This window comes from Nocardioides sp. Z38_18, assembly GCF_058215695.1.
The window spans coordinates 1188586-1207974 of the sequence record NZ_JBZAJE010000001.1 but is presented as its reverse complement, the minus strand read 5'-3'; the positions used below and the strand labels follow the sequence as shown (position 1 = coordinate 1207974).

At 70.9% G+C, this 19389-nt stretch carries 12 protein-coding genes; 3 read left to right on the top strand and 9 right to left on the bottom strand.

What is annotated here, in order from left to right:
• Positions 1-111: 111 nt before the first annotated feature.
• The 3 genes from AC4BGC_RS05715 to AC4BGC_RS05705 form a co-directional block, all read right to left on the bottom strand.
• The gene (locus AC4BGC_RS05715; RefSeq protein WP_490554744.1) at positions 112-3684 is read right to left on the bottom strand and encodes an Rne/Rng family ribonuclease; all 3573 of its coding nucleotides are present in this window, start codon (positions 3682-3684) and stop codon (positions 112-114) included.
• 200 nt (positions 3685-3884) lie between these two features.
• Positions 3885-4628: a TIGR03936 family radical SAM-associated protein gene (locus AC4BGC_RS05710; protein WP_490545325.1), complete on the bottom strand. Its 744-nt coding sequence runs from the start codon at positions 4626-4628 to the stop codon at positions 3885-3887.
• Positions 4629-4638: 10 nt separating this feature from the next.
• The gene (locus AC4BGC_RS05705; protein WP_490554743.1) at positions 4639-5811 is read right to left on the bottom strand and encodes a winged helix DNA-binding domain-containing protein; all 1173 of its coding nucleotides are present in this window, start codon (positions 5809-5811) and stop codon (positions 4639-4641) included.
• A 77-nt stretch (positions 5812-5888) separates the two neighbouring features.
• On the opposite strand from AC4BGC_RS05705, the gene AC4BGC_RS05700 reads away from it, so the two are divergent.
• Entirely contained in the window at positions 5889-7100 is a 1212-nt protein-coding gene (locus tag AC4BGC_RS05700; protein ID WP_490545329.1) for an MFS transporter, read from the top strand.
• Positions 7101-7109: 9 nt separating this feature from the next.
• Here the strand turns inward: AC4BGC_RS05700 and AC4BGC_RS05695 are convergent, their stop codons facing one another.
• Positions 7110-8189, bottom strand: coding sequence for a ScyD/ScyE family protein (locus tag AC4BGC_RS05695; RefSeq protein ID WP_490545331.1), 1080 nt, complete (start codon positions 8187-8189; stop codon positions 7110-7112).
• A gap of 198 nt (positions 8190-8387) precedes the next feature.
• Entirely contained in the window at positions 8388-10325 is a 1938-nt protein-coding gene (locus AC4BGC_RS05690) for a TIGR03960 family B12-binding radical SAM protein (protein WP_490554740.1), read from the bottom strand.
• A gap of 86 nt (positions 10326-10411) precedes the next feature.
• Between AC4BGC_RS05690 and AC4BGC_RS05685 the strand changes: the two genes are divergently transcribed.
• Both AC4BGC_RS05685 and AC4BGC_RS05680 read left to right on the top strand, forming a co-directional pair.
• Positions 10412-12343, top strand: coding sequence for a sensor histidine kinase (locus AC4BGC_RS05685; protein ID WP_490554739.1), 1932 nt, complete (start codon positions 10412-10414; stop codon positions 12341-12343).
• Between the two features lie 206 nt (positions 12344-12549).
• The gene (locus tag AC4BGC_RS05680; RefSeq protein ID WP_490554737.1) at positions 12550-14520 is read left to right on the top strand and encodes a sensor histidine kinase; all 1971 of its coding nucleotides are present in this window, start codon (positions 12550-12552) and stop codon (positions 14518-14520) included.
• Positions 14521-14571: 51 nt separating this feature from the next.
• On the opposite strand, the gene rodA is transcribed toward AC4BGC_RS05680, so the two are convergent.
• Genes rodA through mreC form a run of 4 tightly spaced genes read right to left on the bottom strand, consistent with a single transcriptional unit; the run spans position 14572 to position 19386 of the window.
• Complete coding sequence (rodA, locus tag AC4BGC_RS05675; protein WP_490545338.1) at positions 14572-15744, bottom strand: rod shape-determining protein RodA; 1173 nt, start codon at positions 15742-15744, stop codon at positions 14572-14574.
• Positions 15741-17879 carry a penicillin-binding protein 2 gene (gene mrdA, locus AC4BGC_RS05670; protein ID WP_490545339.1) on the bottom strand — a complete coding sequence of 713 codons (2139 nt, stop codon included), beginning with the start codon at positions 17877-17879 and terminating at the stop codon, positions 15741-15743. The genes rodA and mrdA overlap by 4 nt, the downstream gene beginning before the upstream one ends.
• Entirely contained in the window at positions 17876-18394 is a 519-nt protein-coding gene (gene mreD / locus AC4BGC_RS05665; protein ID WP_490545341.1) for a rod shape-determining protein MreD, read from the bottom strand. The genes mrdA and mreD overlap by 4 nt, the downstream gene beginning before the upstream one ends.
• Positions 18391-19386 (bottom strand): rod shape-determining protein MreC, encoded by a 996-nt coding sequence (mreC, locus tag AC4BGC_RS05660; protein WP_490554735.1) that lies wholly within the window; start codon positions 19384-19386, stop codon positions 18391-18393. The genes mreD and mreC overlap by 4 nt, the downstream gene beginning before the upstream one ends.
• Between the last annotated feature and the right edge of the window lie 3 nt (positions 19387-19389).

Sequence of the window (19389 nt, the reverse complement as noted above, 5' to 3'; positions counted from 1 at the left end):
GCACGAGCACACCGAGGGTCAACATTACGGGCTCGCTGGCCGCACGGTCAAAACGGGCCCGCCAGATCGGCTGGTCCACGCTCTCCCCCCGCGGTTCGCGGCTCGATCACCTCAGCGTTTGCGCGATCCCTTGCGCTTGATCGGCACGTGCGAGAGCGAGATCCCGGTGCCGGACTCCCCCTCGTCGCCCTCCTGCTCGCCGTTCTCCGCCTCGCCCTGGTGTCCATCGTCACCCTCGTGACCCTGGTCACTGCCGGCGTGCGGCGCCGCCGGAGCCGGCTCCTGACCGGCACCGGACCCGGGGGTGGTCTCACCCACGGGGCTGGGCGGGCCGGCGGGACGACGTGCCGTACGACGGCGCGTGCTCGTCACCACCCGGACCGCGGGCGTCGGTGCTGTCTCGGAAGCCGGTTCGGCAGCCTCCTCGGCGACCGGCTCCGCCACCTTGTCAGCGGCCTTCTCGGCGACCGGCTCGGTCACCTTCTCGGCGACCGGCTCGGTCACGTTCTCGGCGACCGGCTCGGTCACCTTCTCAGGTGCCGCGGGCGTCGCCGGTGCCTGCTTCTCGCGCTTCTGGGGCTGCTCCACGGCGGGGGCGGCGTGCGAGTCGGCCCCCGTGTCGACCTTGGCGTCCGTGTCGACCTTGGCGTCCGTGTCGACCTTGGCGGGCGCCACCGGGGCGTCCGCGGAGGACCCGTCGGCAGTGCTCGACGCTGGGCTCGACTCTGGGCTCGACTCCGGGCTCGACTCCGGGCCTGACTCTGGGCTCGACTCCGGGCCCGACTCCGTCTTCTCCGGGGGCCGCGACCGCGCGAGGTCCGCGGGCGTCGGGGTGACGGGGATGGCGGGGGTGCCGCCACCGTTCTCACTGCCCTTGCCCGAGCTGTTGCCGGACCCGTTGCCACCTGGCCCGCTGTTCCCACCCGAGCCGGAGTCGCCGCGTCCGCGGTTGCGGCCACCTCGGCCACGCCCACGACCACGCTCGTCGTCGTCGGCGCGCGTGCCGGAGGCGACCGGGTGGTCGTGCAGCACCAGGCCGCGGCCCTTGCAGTGCTCGCACTCGGTGCTGAACGCCTCGACGAGGCCGGTACCGATCCGCTTGCGCGTCATCTGCACGAGCCCCAGCGAGGTCACCTCGGCCACCTGGTGCCGGGTCCGGTCACGACCCAGGCACTCGACCAGCCGGCGCAGGACCAGGTCACGGTTGGACTCCAGGACCATGTCGATGAAGTCGATGACGATGATGCCGCCGATGTCGCGCAGCCGGAGCTGGCGGACCATCTCCTCGGCTGCCTCGAGGTTGTTCTTGGTGACCGTCTCCTCGAGGTTCCCGCCCGAACCGGTGAACTTGCCGGTGTTCACGTCGACGACCGTCATCGCCTCGGTGCGGTCGATCACCAGCGAACCGCCGGAGGGCAGCCAGACCTTGCGGTCCAGGCCCTTGGCGATCTGCTCGTCGACCCGGTAGGCCGAGAACAGGTCGGACTGCTTCTCCGAGGCGTCCGCCGGCGGCTCGAAGCGCTCGAGCCGGTCCTGCAGGTCCGGGGCCACGTGCGAGACGTAGTTGCTGACCAGGTCCCAGGCGTCGTCGCCCTGGACGACCAGCTTGGTGAAGTCCTCGGTGAACAGGTCGCGGACGACCTTGAGGGTGAGGTCGGGCTCGCCGTACAGCAGCTGCGGCGACTTCCCGGCCTTGACCTTCTCCTCGATGTCGGCCCAGCGAGCGGTGAGCCGCTCCACGTCGAGGGTGAGCTCCTCCTCCGAGGCGCCCTCCGCGGCGGTGCGGACGATGACGCCCGCGCTGTTGGGCACGATCTCCTTGAGCAGGGACTTGAGCCGGTTGCGCTCGGTGTCGGGGAGCTTGCGGGAGATCCCGGAGGTGTTGCCGTCCGGGACGTAGACCAGGAAGCGGCCGGGAAGGCTGACCTGGCCGGTGAGCCGGGCGCCCTTGTGGCCGACCGGGTCCTTGCTGACCTGGACGAGGATCGTCTGCCCGGAGGAGAGCACCGACTCGATCTTGCGCTGCTGGCCGTCCTTGTGACCGACCGCCGACCAGTTGACCTCGCCGGCGTAGAGCACCGCGTTGCGGCCCTGGCCGATGTCGACGAACGCCGCCTCCATCGAGGGCAGCACGTTCTGCACGCGGCCGAGGTAGACGTTGCCGATCAGCGAGGTCTGCGACTCGCGGGCGACGTAGTGCTCGACGAGCACCTTGTCCTCGAGCACGCCGATCTGGGTCAGGTCGTCCTTCTGCCGGATCACCATCACCCGGTCCACGGCCTCGCGCCGGGCGAGGAACTCGGCCTCGCTGACGATCGGGGCACGTCGGCGCCCGGCCTCGCGGCCCTCGCGGCGGCGCTGCTTCTTGGCCTCGAGACGGGTGGAGCCGCCGATGCTGGTGATCTCGTCCTCGGGGTTGCGCTGCTTGCGCGCCCTCGGGGAGGTGTTCTCGGTGTCCTCCGAGCCGTCCCCGTCCTCGCCGGTACGGCGGCGACGGCGACGACGACGCGAGCCGTTGCCCGACTCGGAGTCGGAGTCCGAGTCCGAGTCCCCGGCGTCGCCGGAGGAGTCGGAGGAGTCGGAGTCGGAGTCGTCGGACTGGTCCTCGCCGTTCTCGGCGTTGTCCCCGTCGGACGGCTTGCGACGGCGACGGCCGCCACGGCGGCGACGACGACGTGCGCCGCCCTCGCCGTCACCCGAGTCGTCGTCGCGCTCGTCCTGGTCGTCCTGGCCCGACTCGCCGTTCTGGTCGGACTTGCCCTTCTGGTCACCCTGGCCGGCCTGGTCGCCCTCGTCGGACTGGTCCCTCTGGTCGCCCTGGCTCTCGGCGGCCTCGGCGTTCGCAGCGCCCTGTCCGGCCCGGCCTCGGTTGCCGCCCTGGCCGCGGCCGCGGCCACGTCCCCGGCGCTGACCCTCGTCGGAGTCCTTGGCCGACTCCTCGCCGGTCGACTCGGCCGCGGTCGCGGCCGGGTCGACAGCGTCGGTGTCGTCGGCGGACTGCGCGCCGGTCTCGTCCTCGGTGGTCCCGGGACTGGTGCCGGGGCTGGTCTCCTCGGCGGTGGTCTCCTGCGCAGGGCGCGCGGCGGAGACCTTCCGGGTGGTGCGCTTGCGGGCCGGCGCGGTCGTGGGCTCCGGAGCCTTGAACAGCACCGGGGCCACCGCGGGGGCAGCCTGGTTCGTCTCGGCCGCGTCGGAGCTGGTGTCCTGGTCGGCTGCCGCAGCGACCGGGGCGTCCGTCGTCTCGGGCGCGCCCTCGTCCACCGGTGCGGATCGCTTGGCGGCCGCCCGCTTCCGCGGGGCCGCGGCCTTCTTCTTCGGCTTCTCGGCCGGCGCCTCGATCGGCACGTCGAGCGGCGCGTCCACCGCCACGTCGGCGGTCTCGTCGGCCGCACCGGTGTCGGCCTGCTCCGGGGTGTCCTGCGCGACGGCCTTGGCGGGCTTCTTGGCGGCCGCCTTCTTCGCGGTCGCCTTCTTTGCCGGCGCCCTTGTGGTCCGCTTGGCAGCGGCCTTCTTCGCCGGGGCCTCCGGCTGCGTCTCGGCCGGGGTCTCCCACTGGCCGCCGGAGTCGGCGGTGCCGGTCACCTCGGGCGTGTCGTGCGCCTCAGCGGCCGGACCGGGGTCCTGGACCGGCATCCCGGCTGGTGCCGATTCGCCGGAGGGGGTGGTGTTCTCGTTGTCGAGCACTGGTGAGCTCCTCGTGCACGTTGCTGTGGGCTCCCACCCTGGCAACGGTGCTGGTCGGGGGTACGCCGCGACGAGCTTCTCGCTGCGGTGTACTCCAAAGCCTTCGGTCGGCGGCGACCCCTCCGCGCCATCGCGTCGCTGGGCTGCCCTGAGCCACCAACCGCGGTCGCAGGGCCGTCACGTCTGTGAAGCTGTCACCTTCACTGACCAGCCGCGTCGCGGTCGGGTGTCAATGGATCACCCACCGTGCCGTCCTCATGATCGACCGGCCCCTGCGCCAACCGCTGCTGGAGGGCGGCGGTGACACGAAGACCGGACGTCTCACGAAGAGCGGCGAGAACGTCGTCGGGTCTCACGGACGGCGAGCCGTGACGCAAGACCACGTCGAGTATCGCACACGACCGCTCTGCCGAGACCTCATCTGAGACCGACAGCGACAGGATCGCCTCGCGCGCGTCGAAGCTGCGCAGGCCTTTCTTGGTCATCCGCTCCACGATCACCTCGTCGGTGGCCAGCAGCGCCTCGACCGCTGCACGCGCCTCCTCCACGGGCGTGTCGAGCAGCGAGAGCCGCCACCAGGAGCCCTCGAGGAGGTCCGCCAGCGAGCCCCCGGCACTGGGCACGACCTCGAGCACGTCGAGCCCGTCGGGCAGCGCCTCGTCGATGTCGGCGTGGGCCCGGGCCGGGTCGACCACCTCGGCGAGCGCGATCTCGACGTACTCGGCCTCGCTGGCCGAGCCCATCGGCGCCGCACCCATGTAGGAGATGCGCGGGTGCGGGTTGAAGCCCGACGAGTACGCCATCGGCACCCGGGCACGGAAGACGGCACGCTCGAAGGCGCGGCTGAAGTCGCGGTGGCTGGTGAAGCGCAGGCGTCCGCGCTTGGCGTAGTGGATCCTCAGCCGCTGCACCGGAGGGGCCTGTTGCTCTGGCTGTTCACGCACACGCAGAACCCTACGTGGCCGCCGCGGACCTCATCAGCGCGGACGGGTAGACGGTGCCGACGCGTTGGCCCTCCAGCCACCGGGTCAGCCGCTCCGCCTCCGCTTCGAGGGCGCGCACGCCCTCGGAGCCGACGTCGTGGGACAGCAGGACGGAGACCACCCCGTCGGGGTCCTGCACCCAGCAGCCGACGATGCGGCCGTTCCACCAGGCGGTCGTGCCCGCGTTGCCGTTCGTGTCGAAGAGGTGCTCCACGTCGGCGTCGTCGAGGTAGAAGCCACGCTGCCTCCACCCCATCGTCGTCGGGTCCAGCACCGGCAGCAGGGCCGCCCACGGCTCCTGCGGCGCGACGTCGTCCAGGTCGTCGGGCAGCAGGTAGCCCACCCCCTCGACGAGCGAGACCTCCACGGCGCCGAGGTCGGCGAGCGCCCGGCGTACGGCGCCCTTGGTCGCACCCAGCCACCAGACCAGGTCCGCCTCGGTCCCGGGCCCGAACGTGCGCAGCCAGCGCTCGACCAGGACGCGGTACCCCGCCGCCGGGTCCAGGCGCTGCGGCGGCTCGCCCAGCCACTGCTCGGTGAGCGACCAGCGCGGCCGGTTGACGTTCCAGCCTGCCTCGTTGACTCCTCGCAGGATCCGGCCGCTGGCGGCGACCGCGCCCAGCAGCCTCGGGGCGATCGGGAAGTGACCGCCGTACTTCTTGCCGGGGCTCGTCTCCAGCCGCAGCGAGAGGGGTGGCAGGCGCTCACGCAGCTCGGCGGTCGTGGCCGGTCCGTGCTCCGCGAGGCAGGTGAGCACCTCCTCGATCCGTAGCGCCACCCAGGCAGCGCCATCGGGTGCGATGTCGTTCTGCTCCACCTCCTTGGCCAGCCGGGCGAGGATCTGGGAGCAGACCCGGTCGGCGGCACTCCCCCAGACCGCAGGCAGCAGGGCACGGGGGAAGGCGAACAGGGTGCGCCGCATCCCGAGCTGCTTGACCACCGTGCGGTCCTCGTAGAGGGCACGGTCGATGTCGGCCCGGGTCGTCTCGGCCCGGGCGAAGGCGGAGAGGTAGACGCTGGCCGGCTCGGTGGCATGCAGGCAGGTCATCTGCTCCACCGCCTGCTCGACCGAGGTGGCCCGTTGGGCGAGGCCGTGCCGGGTCCCCAGCCGGGCGCGCCGCTGGTCGTCGGTGACTTCGAGCATGGGGACGATCCTGCCAGTCGCCCCGCCCGGGCGAGGCCTGTGCGCCCGGCGAGGGAGCGCTGGGGCACGATGATGACGTGAGCCTCACCTCTCGCGGCAAGGCGCAGTCGGCGCTCGTGGTCATCGGCGTCGTCGCCCTCGCGTTCAACCTGCGCCCAGCGGCGGTCAGCGTGGGGCCGATCCTCGGCGAGATCAGCGCCGGCCTGCGGATGTCGGCGACCCAGACCGGGTTGCTCACCTCGTTGCCGGTCCTCGCCTTCGCGATCTTCGGTGCACTGGCTCCCCGCGGCGCCAGGCTGATCGGGGTGCACCGGCTCACCCTGGTGGCGCTGCTGTGCCTCGTCGGCGGCCTGCTCGGCCGGGCCACGGTGTCCTCACCGTGGCCGTTCCTGGCCCTCTCGCTGCTCGCCCTGGCCGGGATGGCCGCGGCCAACGTGCTGCTGCCGTCCCTGGTCAAGCTGCACTTCCCCCACCGGATCGGGCTGTTCACCTCGATCTACTCGACCGCGCTCGCGATCGGCCTCACCGCCGCCTCCGTGCTCACGGTCCCGGCCAGCGAGGCCGGGGACGGCTGGCGCACGGGGCTGCTGGTGTGGTCGCTCACCGCCGCGATCGCCGTACTCCCCTGGCTCGCGCTGATCGCCCACGACCGCAAGCCGGAGGAGGTCCCCAGCCGGATCGGGCTCCTGGACGTGGCCAGGACGCGCCTGGGCTGGCTGATGGCGATCTTCTTCGGCCTGCAGTCACTGCAGGCCTACTCGATCTTCGGCTGGTTCGCGGAGCTCTACCGCGACGCCGGCTTCTCGGCCCACGACGCGGGACTGCTGCTCGGCGTGATCACCGGGGTGAGCATCCCGCTGTCGTTCATCATCCCGACGCTGGTGGCCCGTTCCTACAACCAGACCGCGCTCATCTGCGCGGTGATGGTCTGCTTCCCGGTCGGCTACCTGGGCCTGGTCTTCGCACCGCACGCCGGAGCGGTGCTGTGGGCGGTCCTCGTGGGGGTCGGCACCACCACGTTCCCGTTGATCCTCACCCTGATCGGCCTGCGGGCACGGACGCCCGGCGGCACGGCGGCGCTCTCGGGCTTCACCCAGGCCGCCGGCTACCTGATCGCTGCCGCGGGGCCCTTGGCCGTCGGGGTGCTGCACGACGCCTCCGGCGGCTGGACCGTGCCGCTGATCGTGCTGCTGGCGCTCAACATCCCCCAGCTGGGGGTTGCCCTGGCCGTGTCGCGTCCGGCGTACGTCGAGGACGAGCTCGACGCAGCCGGACGCGACCGCGTGTGAGTCAGCCGGTCAGCGCGGAAGCCGGACGACCTTGCCCGGTGCCGACGGGCCCGATCCCATGGCGCCGATGTAGAGGTGCTTGCGCGTGGCCTCCACCGAGACGGCCCCGGGGACGGTGTACCTGGTGAAGCGGCCGCCCTTGCCCAGCTTGGTGACCTTGCCGCTGAACAGCTCGGTCACGTAGAAGCGCCCACGGACCGAGGCGAGGTTGGTCGCCCCCAGGAACCCGGTCGCCATCTTGGTGACCGAGCCGCCCTTGATCCGGTAGAGCGATCCCCGAGCGCCGAGGGCCGGGCTCTCCGGACCACCGGGCAGGGTGGTCACCCACAGCGCCTTGCCGACCCGCTCCACGTCGGTGGGGACCGACTCGAACGCGTAGGTCACCCCGGCACAGGCGGGCGCACCGAGGGCGCCGGCCTGGGCAGCCGTGAGGGTGATCGGCTGCGGCGGCAGCACCGCGATCGTGGAGATGCGTCCCTTGGCCCCCACCCGCAGGATGGCGTTGCCACCGGACTCGGCCACGGCGAACGCGCCGCCGGGCAGCGCCGCCAGCTGGTAGGGGTGCGCGTCCTTGATGCCGGTGTACGTCGCCGGCCCACCGCTCAGGGACTCGACCTGGGTCCGGCACGCGGCACTGGCAGCGCCCCGGACCCCGTAGGTCACGGACTTGTCGGGGTTCACGTTCAGCTCGTAGCGGCCGACCTCTGCCACGACGGGAGCCTTGCCACGACGGAACAGGCTCACGCGCGCCGTGGGCGTCGCCGGGCCACCGCCACCGTGCGCGACGGCCATCACCTTGCGGTTCTTCGAGAACTCCACCCCCGAGACGTTGGGCACGTTGCGCACCGGCTTGGGCCCTCGCTTGGTGACCTTCATGATCTTGCCGGCCATGCCGTCGGCGTAGAACACCGTCTTCCCGCGGCGGGCGATCTGGAACGGGGCTCCCACGCCGGAGGCCAGGACCCGCTGGCCGGGGGCGTTGTCAGCAGGACGTGCGGCCGGGGTGGCCACCGCCATGGTGCCGGCGGTCGCTGCGAGAGCGCTTCCGGCGGCAGTGAGGATGAACAGGGTTCGGTTGAGCGTGTGCACGAGCAGACTCCCTATCGAGGCGCCGGACCGGCGGACGCACGGCCCGATTGACGGCCAGGGGGGAAACGCCGGTGGAGCAGACGCTACTGATAACGGACTCGCCCGGAATCCACGAACCGTATTGTCCGGTTTCCGGTCTATCCCGCCCAGAATCGACCCTTGACGCGGAGGGGTCGCCTGCGAGAACGGGAGCTGCGCTCAGACCACGCTGAGCGGCAGCAGGGTCTGCCCCGTGGGCCCGATCTGGATGTCGGTGCCCATCTCAGGACACACGCCACAGTCGTAGCAGGGCGTCCACCGGCAGTCCTCGACGTCGACGGAGTCCGAGTCGAGCGCGTCCTCCCAGTCCTGCCACAGCCAGTCCTTGTCGAGACCCGAGTCGAGGTGGTCCCACGGGAGCACCTCGCCGTAGGTCCGCTCACGGGTGGTGAACCAGTCGAGGTCCACGCCGGTGCCGGCCAGGCCGGTCTGGGCCGCCGAGATCCAGCGGTCGTAGGAGAAGTGCTCGCTCCAGCCGTCGAAGCGGGCACCGTCACGCCACACCTGCTCCACGACCCGGCCCACGCGCCGGTCGCCGCGGGACAGCAGCCCTTCGATGATCCCGGGCTTGCCGTCGTGGTAGCGGAACCCGATGGCCCGGGCGTACTTCTTGTCCGCGCGGACCAGCTCGCGCAGCTTGCGCAGCCGGTCGTCGGTGGTCTCCACGTCGAGCTGCGAGGCCCACTGGAAGGGCGTGTGCGGCTTGGGCACGAACCCGCCGATCGAGACCGTGCACCGGATGTCGTTGTGCCCGGCGACCCTGCGGCCCTCGGCGATCACCCGCTTCGCCAGGTCCGCGATGGCCAGGACGTCCTCGTCGGTCTCGGTGGGCAGGCCGCACATGAAGTACAGCTTCACCTGCCGCCAGCCGTGGGAGTACGCCGCGGAGACCGTGCGGATCAGGTCGTCCTCGGTGACCATCTTGTTGATCACCTTGCGCATCCGCTCCGACCCGCCCTCGGGCGCGAACGTCAGCCCGGAGCGGCGCCCGTTGCGGGAGAACTCGTTGGCCAGGGTGATGTTGAACGCGTCCACGCGCGTGCTCGGCAGCGACAGGGAGACGTTGGTGCCCTCGTAGCGGTCGGCCAGCCCCTTGGCCACCTCCCCGATCTCGGAGTGGTCCGCGCTGGAGAGCGACAACAGGCCGACCTCCTCGAAGCCGGACTTGCGGACGCCGTTCTCCACCATCTCCGCGATCGTGGTGATCGAGCGCTCGCGGACGGGGCGGGTGATCATCCCCGCCTGGCAGAACCGGCAGCCACGGGTGCAGCCGCGGAAGATCTCGACACTGAACCGCTCGTGCACCGTCTCGGCCAGGGGCACCAGGGGGTTGCGCGGGTAGGGCCAGGAATCGAGGTCCATCAAGGTGTGCTTGCGCACGCGGTCGGGTACGCCGGGCCGGTTGGGCCGGGTCCCGAGCAGGGACCCGTCGTCGGCGTAGCTCACGTCGTAGAACTTCGGGACGTATACGCCGCCGCTGGCAGCCAGGCGGAGCAGGACCCCGTCGCGGCCGCCCGGACGCCCCTCGGCCTTCCACTCCCGGAAGACCTCGGTGATCGCGAGGACGATCTCCTCGCCGTCCCCGAGCACGACGGCGTCGAGGAAGTCCGCGACCGGCTCGGGGTTGAACGCCGAGTGACCACCGGCGAGCACGACCGGGTCGTCCTCGGTGCGGTCGACCGCGTGCAGCGGGATACCTGCTAGGTCGAGGGCGGTGAGCATGTTGGTGTAGCCGAGCTCGGTGGAGAACGAGATCCCGAACAGGTCGAAGCCGCGCACCGGGCGGTGGCCGTCGACGGTGAACTGCGGGATGCCCTGCTCGCGCATCACCGCCTCCATGTCGGGCCACACCGAGTAGGTGCGCTCCGCGAGCACGCCCTCGGCCTCGTTGAGGACCTCGTAGAGGATCTGGACGCCCTGGTTGGGCAGTCCGACCTCGTAGGCGTCGGGGTACATCAGGGCCCAGCGGACGTCGGTCTCGGCCCAGGACTTCGAGACCGAGTTCAGCTCGCCACCGACGTACTGGATCGGCTTCTGCACCCGAGCCAGGTGCGGCTCGAGGGTGGCGAAGACAGATTCACCAGGTGGGACGGGCATGGTTGAACCTTCCACTTGAGGGGGAGGTAACAAGACTACGTCCCGACCGGTGTACCTTCCCAACCCAAAGCCGAAGGGGGAACCGGGTGGCTGACCATGCCCTTGCCTGGCGTCCTTCGAGACGCCTCTCGGTACGGGCGATGTGGTCACTGTGGCTGGTGTGCCTGGTGCTCACTCCTGGGTCGCTCGTACTGCAGCAACTACCCGCGCTGCAGGTCGCCTCGATCACCTCGATCCACGCCGCTGGGCTGATCACGTTCCTGTGGCTGGCGCTCGCCTGGCTCTGGCCCGTCCGGGTCCAGCGCAACCAGATGCTGGGCCTCACCGTGGGGCTGGCCCTGCTGGTCCACCTGTGGACCGGTGTCGCCCTCGAGGGCGACGGCCTGATCTCGGCACGGGTGGCGGTCGCCACTGTGGCGCAGGCCGGGGCCACGCTGGCGTTCTACCGGTGGCGCATCGGCGACGACAACCTCACCCCGCACCGCCCCAGCGACATCGTCGACCTGCTCCTCGCGAGCGCCGTGGGCGCCGTGGTGGTCATCCCCCTCGGCCCGACCCCCGAGGTCTGGCTGAACAGCTCCGCCTTCGACCTGTTCTGGTGGACGGCGCTGAGCACGGCGTACGTCTTCGTCGGCAGTGCCTGCGTGATGCTCCTGATCCAGCGCCGCCCACGGACCGAGGCGATCCCCACCCGGCTGATGGACGTCTATCTGCAGCTGGTGGTCACCGCCCTGTGCATCGGCGCGGTGTTCACCTTCGACCAGTACCCGCTGACCTGGATCGTGATGCTGCCGGCCATCTGGGCCGGGCTGAGCCTGGGGCCGTGGACCTCAGCGGCGTACAGCCTCACCGGTGCCTCCGCGGTGGTGATCGCCCAGGCGATCCCGGCGGCAAAGGACACCTACGGCACCTCCGACCTGCCCAACGTGCTCCTGCTCGACAGCCTGATGGCCGCCTTCGTGTTCGTGGTGCTGCTCCTCTCGCTGGTGCGCGACCAGCGTGCCCACCTCGCCGGCGAGGTGGTGCGCCGTCGCCAGGAGGCGCTCGACCAGGCCGGCCTGCTCGGGACCGTGTTCGAGTCCATCAACGAGGCCCTGGTCCTGATGGACACCCACGGCGTCGTTCAGCTGCACAACTCGGCCGCCCTGCAGATCCTCGGGCGCGAGAAGCTCACCGCGGAGCCCGGCCGCTGGCTGGACCGCAAGGAGGCCGACCCGGCGTTCACCTACTCCTTCCACCGTGACGGCTCCGAGGACGGCGTGCGCATCCTCGCCGTACAGCTGGCCCCGGTGCAGTACGCCGGGTCCGACAGCGTGGTCGCGATCGTCCGGGACGTCACCACCGAGCAGCAGCGCATCGAGGAGCTGGCCAGCTTCGCCGCCGTCGCCGCGCACGACCTGAAGAGCCCGCTCGCCGCGGTCACCGGCTGGATGGAGGTGGCCGAGGACGCGCTCGACGGCGACCCGGAGCTGGCCCTGCAAGCACTGCAGCGCGGCCGGCACGCCACCGACCGGATGTCGCGCGAGATCGAGGACTGGCTGACCTACAACGTCGCCCGCGAAGGGGTCGTGCAGCCGGAGTCGATCCCGCTCCAGCCCTGCGTGGACTCGATCGCCGCCACGTTCCCGGGGGTCGACTTCGTCGTACGGACCCCGCACACCGTGCTGGTGGACCCGACCCTGCTGCGGCACCTGCTGGCGAACCTGATCGGGAACGCGGTGAAGTACACCGCTCCGGGGGAACGACCCGCGGTCACCGTGCGCAGCTTCGCCGGCGGCGACGACCAGAACTGCGTCCGGCTCTACGTCGTCGATGCCGGCATCGGGATCCCCGAGGGCGAGGAGGTCGCGGTCTTCGAGCCCTTCCGGCGCGCGTCGAGCGTGGTCGGCACCTACGAGGGCTCCGGACTCGGGCTCGCCCTGTGCAAGCGCATCGTGCGCCGGCACGGTGGCCAGATCAGCGCGGCCCGCAACGAGGGGCCGGGCACCACGATCACGGTCACGCTCCCCCGTGGCTGACCACGCCCGTCCGAGCCGGGGCGGATCCGATGCGACCGGTGCTGGTCCAGGGACGCCGAGTCGATCGATCCCCTGATCCTTGATAACCGGACGAGGGCACCGACTGGCAGCCTAGACTGAGTCCGGACAGAAAAGGGCAAATGGTACGCGACGACCTGGAAGATCCTGTGGAGCGTCCGCACACTGGTGCGCACGCACACTCGGCCATGTCGTTTCGCCAAGCCGCTCCCTACTTCGGGTTCGCGTTCGCGTGCTACTGCGTGGCCCCGTTCCTGGGCCTGGACAGCCGCGACGTCGACCCCCGGATCGCCGAGGTGTGGCCCCCGGGGGGCGTCGGCTTCGTGCTGCTGAGCACCATCTGGTTCGCAGGCAGAGGGGTGGTCGTCGCCACGCTCACCGCCATGTTCGCCATCTTCGCGAGCACGGCTGCCGCGATGGGCTACTCCCCGCCGATGGCGGTCTGGCTCGCGTTGACCGGTGTCGGCCAGCCACTGCTGATGACCTGGTGGTACCGCCGCCGCCTCAGCCACCCCGGGTGGGCGCCCGAGAACCCCGGCGAGGTCGCAGCCCTGCTCTACGCCTCGGTCGGCACCTCGCTGCTGCTCGGGCTGCTGGGCGGCTTCCCGCTCCTCTCCCCCACCGAGCTGCCCTCGGAGGTGCTGCTGTGGTGGGTGCTGCGCAACACCGTGTTCTGCTTCGTGGGCGGCGTCACGTTCATGGTGATGTTCTACGGCCGGCGCTCCACGATCCTCCCGGCCAGCTCGGTGCTGAACCGGGTCGCGCTCGCGGTCACCTCGGTGGTGTGCGTCTACGGCACCTACTACGACCCGTCGCTGCCGCTGTCCTGGCTGCTGATCGTCCCGAGCGTCTGGGGCGGCCTCACCCTCACGGTCCGAGGCACGGGCTACCTCGCCATCACCGTGGCGCTGCTCTCCGCGGTGATGACCTACCTCCCCCAGAACGCCCGGTTCGGGTACGACGGCGTACTGCCCGCCTCCTCGATCGTCGACCTGCTGATCATCGCCAGCACCGGCTTCCTGCTGCTGCTGACCCTGATGCGTGAGCAGCGCGGCATCCTGATCGACCAGCTCGACCGCAACGGCAAGGAGTCGGAGAAGCAGCGGCAGGTCCTCGAGACGGTGTTCAACTCCATGACCGACGGCGTGATCATCGTCGGGGACTCCAAGGTCTCGATGTTCAACCAGGCTGCCCGCCAGCTCCTGGGCCGGCCCCTGCCGGCCCAGACCCCCGAGTCGTGGACCGGCACGTTCGGCCTCAGCAGCCCTGACGGCGGACCGCTCGACGACGCCATCCTGACCAGGCACCTGTTCGAGAACCACCGGGCGCAGGGCCAGTCCAGGCCGGTCGAGGTGCGGGTGGGGACCGACGCCGCCCCCCGGATCCTGGAGGTGACCGCGCAGCCACTCGGGCAGGCACCGGATCGCTCCAGCATCCTGCTGCTGCACGAGGTCACCGCCCAGCGGGCCCGCCTGCGCGAGCTGAGCAACTTCGCCGGCATGGTCGCCCATGACCTGCGCGGCCCGCTGACGGTCCTCGACGGGTGGCTCGAGGTCGTCCAGGACTGCGGGACCGAGGAGGACCAGCGCGACGTCGTCGACAACGCGGTCGCCAAGGCGCGGGACGCGAGCAGGCGGATGCGCCAGGTGATCGAGGACTGGCTGAACTACACCGTCGTGCAGAACGGCCAGCTGCGTCCCGAGGCGGTCAAGCTGGAGGACGTCACCACCGAGGTGATCGCAAGCAGGCGGGCGCACTGGGTGGAGGCCGACGAACCGCGCTTCGTGGTCGCCCTGTCCCACCAGGTCGCGGCCGACCCCGGGCTGCTGCGCCAGCTCCTGGACAACCTCGTCGGCAACGCCATCAAGTACACGCCGGCCGACCGGGCCCCGTGGATCGAGATCAGCTCCGCCCCCGACGACGAGTCCGGCTGGATCAGGGTCAACATCGTCGACCGCGGGATCGGCATCCCGGAGGGCCAGGAGGAGAACATCTTCCAGGAGTTCCACCGCGGCGCGGTCGAGGGACGTTCGGCGGGCACCGGGCTGGGCCTGGCCCTGACCCGGCGCATCGTCGAGCTGCACGGCGGCGAGATCTCGGCCAGCACCGAGGCCGACGGCGGTGCGAGGTTCAGCTTCACCCTGCCCGAGGCCCAGTGATCGGGAGCCCAGTGATCCAGAGCCCAGTGATCCCCCACTGACCCGAGGCGGCTAGCGCGGCCTGGACCCCGCGCTGCCGCGCATCGCGATGTTGAGCAGCAGCCCGACCGCCATCATCGAGGCGAACATGGAGGATCCTCCGTAGGAGACCAGCGGCAACGGCACCCCGGTGACGGGCATGATCCCCAGGCACATCCCGACGTTCTGGAAGGTCTGGAAGGCGAACCAGCAGGCGATCCCGGCGGCGGCGACCCGGCCGAACATGTCGTCGGCGTGCATCGAGATGTGCAGCGCGCGCCACAGCAGCACCGCGAACAGCAGGATCAGGGCCCCGGCGCCGATCAGGCCGAGCTCCTCCCCCGCGACGGTGAAGATGAAGTCGGTGTGCTGCTCGGGCACGAACCGGGACCGGGTCTGGGACCCCTCGAAGAGGCCCTGGCCGAACAGGCCGCCGTTGCCGATGGCGATGCGCGCCTGGGTGGTGTTGTAGCCGGCCCCGCGGGGGTCGAGCCCGGGATCGGTGAACGCCATGAACCGGTTGATCTGGTACTGCTTGAGCAGGCCCAGCGAGATCGCGAGCACGGCGACGGCCACGCCCGCGGTGAACAGCGAGACCAGCCAGCGGCGCGGCACGCCCGCGACCGCGAGCACCCCGAAGACCGTGGCCGTGAGCACCAGCATCGTGCCGAGGTCCGGCTGCAGGATGATCAGCACGGCGGGGATGCCGGCGATCGTGCCCAGCAGGGCGATGTCGACCGACCCGATCTGGCGGCTGCGGGAGTTCTCGGTGCGCTCGGCGATCACCATCGCCATCGCGATCACCACCGCGAGCTTGGCGAACTCCGCGGGCTGGATGGACAGTCCCCCGATCATCAGCCAGGAGCGCGACCCGTTGATCGTCGTACCCATCGCGAGGACGAGCAGCAGGCCGATGATCGAGCCGACGTAGACCAACGGGGTGACGATGCGCACCCACCGGTGGTCGGTGGCCATCACCGCGGCCGCGAGCACGAGGCCGATCATCAGGTTGACCAGGTGCTTGTGCAGGTAGGCCGTGGGGTCCCCGCCGGTCAGCGACTCGTTGTTGGCGGTCGCCGACCACACCAACAGGGTCCCGATCGCCACGATCGCGGCTGCCGCCCCGACCAGGATCCAGTCCAGGCGGGGTACGACGACGCGGCTGCGGCTGACCGTGGTGCGGCCGGGTGGCAGGAGAGTGGTCACTGTCCCCCCTTCGGCGAGGGCGGCAGGATCGAGCCGTCCTGGGCGAAGGTCGGCAGCTCACGCGGGCTCGTGGTCCCCGGGATCGCTGCCTTGGACGGCTTCACGGCGGTGCCCTTGACGCCGTACAGGTGCTCCCAGATCTTGCGGATCGCCGGGCCCGACGTGCCGGAACCGGTGCCGCCCTGGCTGACCATCATCACCACGACGTAGTCCTCGGTGTAGGAGGCCACCCAGGAGGTGGACTGCTTGCCGTAGACCTCGGCCGAACCGGTCTTGGCCCGCACCTTGACCTTGTCCAGCGGGAACTCGGTCAGGCGCCAGGCCATGGTGCCGGTCGTCGAGACGCCCTTGAGCGCGTCGTCGATGAACTTGAGGTACTCCTTCTTGACCGGGACCTTCGCCTGGACCTTGGGCGGGAACGCCTTGATCAGCTTGCCCTCCGGGCTGACGATGGCCTTGGCCACGCGGGGCTCGTAGAGCGTGCCGCCGTTGGCGATCGCCCCGTAGGCGCGGGCGAGCTGGAGCGGGGTCACCACGGTGTCGCCCTGACCGATGGCGAAGTTGACCGCGTCACCGGCCCGGTAGGCGAACCCCTCGAGGCAGAACTCGCGCGCGAACCGGTGCAGGAAGTCGTTGCCGTCCTCCTTGCCGACCTTGCAGTAGTACTTCTTCATCGACTCCCAGTAGGCGAGCTTCCACTTCCGGTCGGCGATGCGGCCGCTGGCCTCCCCCGGTACGTCGATCCCGGTGACCTTCCCGAAGCCGAACTTCTTCGCCATCGCGACCAGGGGGTCCTTGGCGTCGACGTCGGCGACGTCGGTGCCGTACTTGCGCCAGTAGTCGTAGCCGATCCGGTAGAAGAACGTGTTGCAGGAGACCTCGAGGGCCTTGGCGAACCCGATCGAGCCGTAGGCGCCGGACTCGTAGTTCTTGAACACGCGGTTGCCGACCTGGAAGCCCGAGGAGCACGCCAGGGTTGAGCTCTTGGAGTAGCCGTTCTCCAGCGCACCGGCGGTCATCATCGGCTTCCACGTGGACCCGGGGGCGAACTGTCCCTGGGTGGCGCGCGAGAGCAATGGAGTGCCGGTCGACTCCGAGTAGAGCCGCTCGAGCTCCTTGCTGCTGATGCCGCCCGCCCAGACCTCCGGGTCGTAGGTGGGCTGGCTGGCCATCGCGACCACGCGGCCGGTCTTCGCGTCGAGCACGACCGCGGCGCCGCTGTCCGCGGCGTACTTGCGGCCGGTCACGGTGTCGGTGGTGGCCCGGGCGGTCTTGATCGTCTCGTTGAGCTGCTTCTCCACGAACGACTGCACCTTGGAGTCGATCGAGGTGACCAGCGTGTTTCCGGGGGTGGAGTCGGTCTCGCCGGAGTCGCCGAGCACGCGGCCCATCGAGTCCACAGCGACCTTCTTGTAGCCGGGCTCACCACGCAGCCACGTGTCGTAGGCCTTCTCCACGCCCGCCCGGCCGACCACCGAGGCACCGTTGACCGAGGTGTCGTCGTCCTTGCCGGCCTCGTCGAGCTCGCCCTCGGTGATCGGGCTGAGGTAGCCGAGGAGGTGGGCGGCGTTCACGCCGTACGGCGCGGGGTAGGCGCGCACGCTCTCCTGCTGGGCGAGCACCCCGGGGTAGTCCTCGGACTTCTCGAGCACCTTGACCGCGATCTTCTGCGGCACGTCACGGGCCACCGGCACCGGTTGGTACGGCGAGCCGTTCCAACAGGTCCCGCGCTTGGAGTCGGGCTGGCCGCACAGCAGCATCCGGGCCTCGATGGCGTCGACCTCGACCCCGACGACCCCGGCGAGCTTGTCCAGCGTCTGCGCGCGCACGTCCTCGGGCAGCTTGCCGAGCAGGGTGCGGTCGACGCTGACCACCCAGCTGCTGCGGTTGGCGACGAGCGGACGGCCCATGGCGTCGACGATCAGGCCGCGCGCGGGCTGCACCACCACGTCGCGCACAGACTGCTGGGCGGCCTGCACGCGGTAGGCGTCGCCGGTGAGCACCTGCATGTACCACAGCCGCGCGAACAGCGTCAGGAACAGCGAGAGCACCAGCGCCTGGACGACGAAGAGCCGCAACCGGCTCTTCTGCGAGGCGTTGGGACGGATCCGCGCAGCGGCCATCAGACGAGTCATCCTCGGTACGCCAGCTCGGCGGTCCGGGAGCGCTCGAAGAGCGCCATCAGCCCGGGGAGCAGGAGCGGGGCCACCACGATGTCCCAGAGCAGCGCGATCCCGATCACCTGGAGCATCTCCGAGACGGGCAGGGCGTGGTCGCCGAGGACGACCCCGCTGAGCGCGAAGACCGACGTGGCGACGAACGAGCACACCGCGACCGTGGCCAGGGCCGCGAGCGGGCTGCGCTGGGCGTCGGCGCGCACGCGGCCGGCCAGGATCGCCGCCAGCACGAGTGCGAGCGCCCAGCGGCCGGCGACGTGGTCGGCCGGCGGGGCGAGGTCGAGCAGCAGACCCGCGACGAGCCCGACGGTGGCGCCGAACTGCGGGCCGCGCGCGACCGTGGCCGCGACCACGACCACGAGCGCCAGGTTGGGCACCACCCCGTTGACCGAGAACAGGCTGAACACGGCCACCTGGAGGATGACCGCCAGCACGACGACTCCGCCGACGAGACCGGCGCGGGCGAGGCTCATCGGTCGTCCTTGCTCTTGCCGGCTTCCGCGGTGCCGCCGTTGATCACGAGGCGGTCACCCTTGGTGGCACGGGGTACGACGACCCCGACCACGTCGAGGGCGGTGAAGTTCACGAAAGGGTCGATCACGGCGTGCTTGGCCAGCTCGCGCGGCGTGGAGTACACCGACTCGACCTTGCCGATAGGGATCCCGGCGACGTAGGGAACGCCGTTCTGGCTCCCCCAGGTCACCACCACGTCGCCCTTGGCCGGGGAGACCGAGTTGTCCACCAGGTCCAGGTCGAGGCGGCCGCGGTTGCCCGTGACCCCCCGGCCCCGCAGGAAGCCGATCTCCATGTTGGACCCGAGCCGGCCACCGACCACGGAGTCGGTGTCGAGGACGAGCAGCACGACGGCGGTGCGCCGGGTGGCGCTGATCACGCGGCCGACGAGCCCGTCGTTGTTGAGCACGGTCATGTCCGGGCGGATGCCCGAGGACGTCCCGGCGTCGATCGTGACCGTGCGGGAGAACGACTGCATCGGGCCCATCCCCACCACCCGGGCGGCGACGAGGGCGTAGCCGGTCTCGTTGGCGGTCGCGGTGAGCCCGTCGAGCTCGCGCAGCCGGTTGCGGTCCAGCGGTGCCTGCTCGACCTCGGAGCGCAGCTGGGAGTTCTGGGCCGAGAGGCGGGCCACGTCGGCGCGCAGGTCGTGGTTGGAGCTGAAGTAGGCCAGCGTGTCCCGCACCGGACGTGCGACGGTCGCGGCAGTGGCCTCGATCGGACCGATCACGTTGCCCACCGCCGTACGCGCCGGGTCGAGCGGCGAGCCGTCGTCGCTGGCGGCATCCACGGTGATCACGGTCAGCGAGGTGGCGACGAGCAGCCCGACGACCAGGCGCGAGGATCCACCGCGCTGGCGGCCGAAGCCGGTCCGGACGTCGTCGTTGACCGCGCGCCCGAGTGCGGGCCCGCGGACGTTGCCCGTCCTTGGGCGAAGACGCTTCCTGTCCACCCG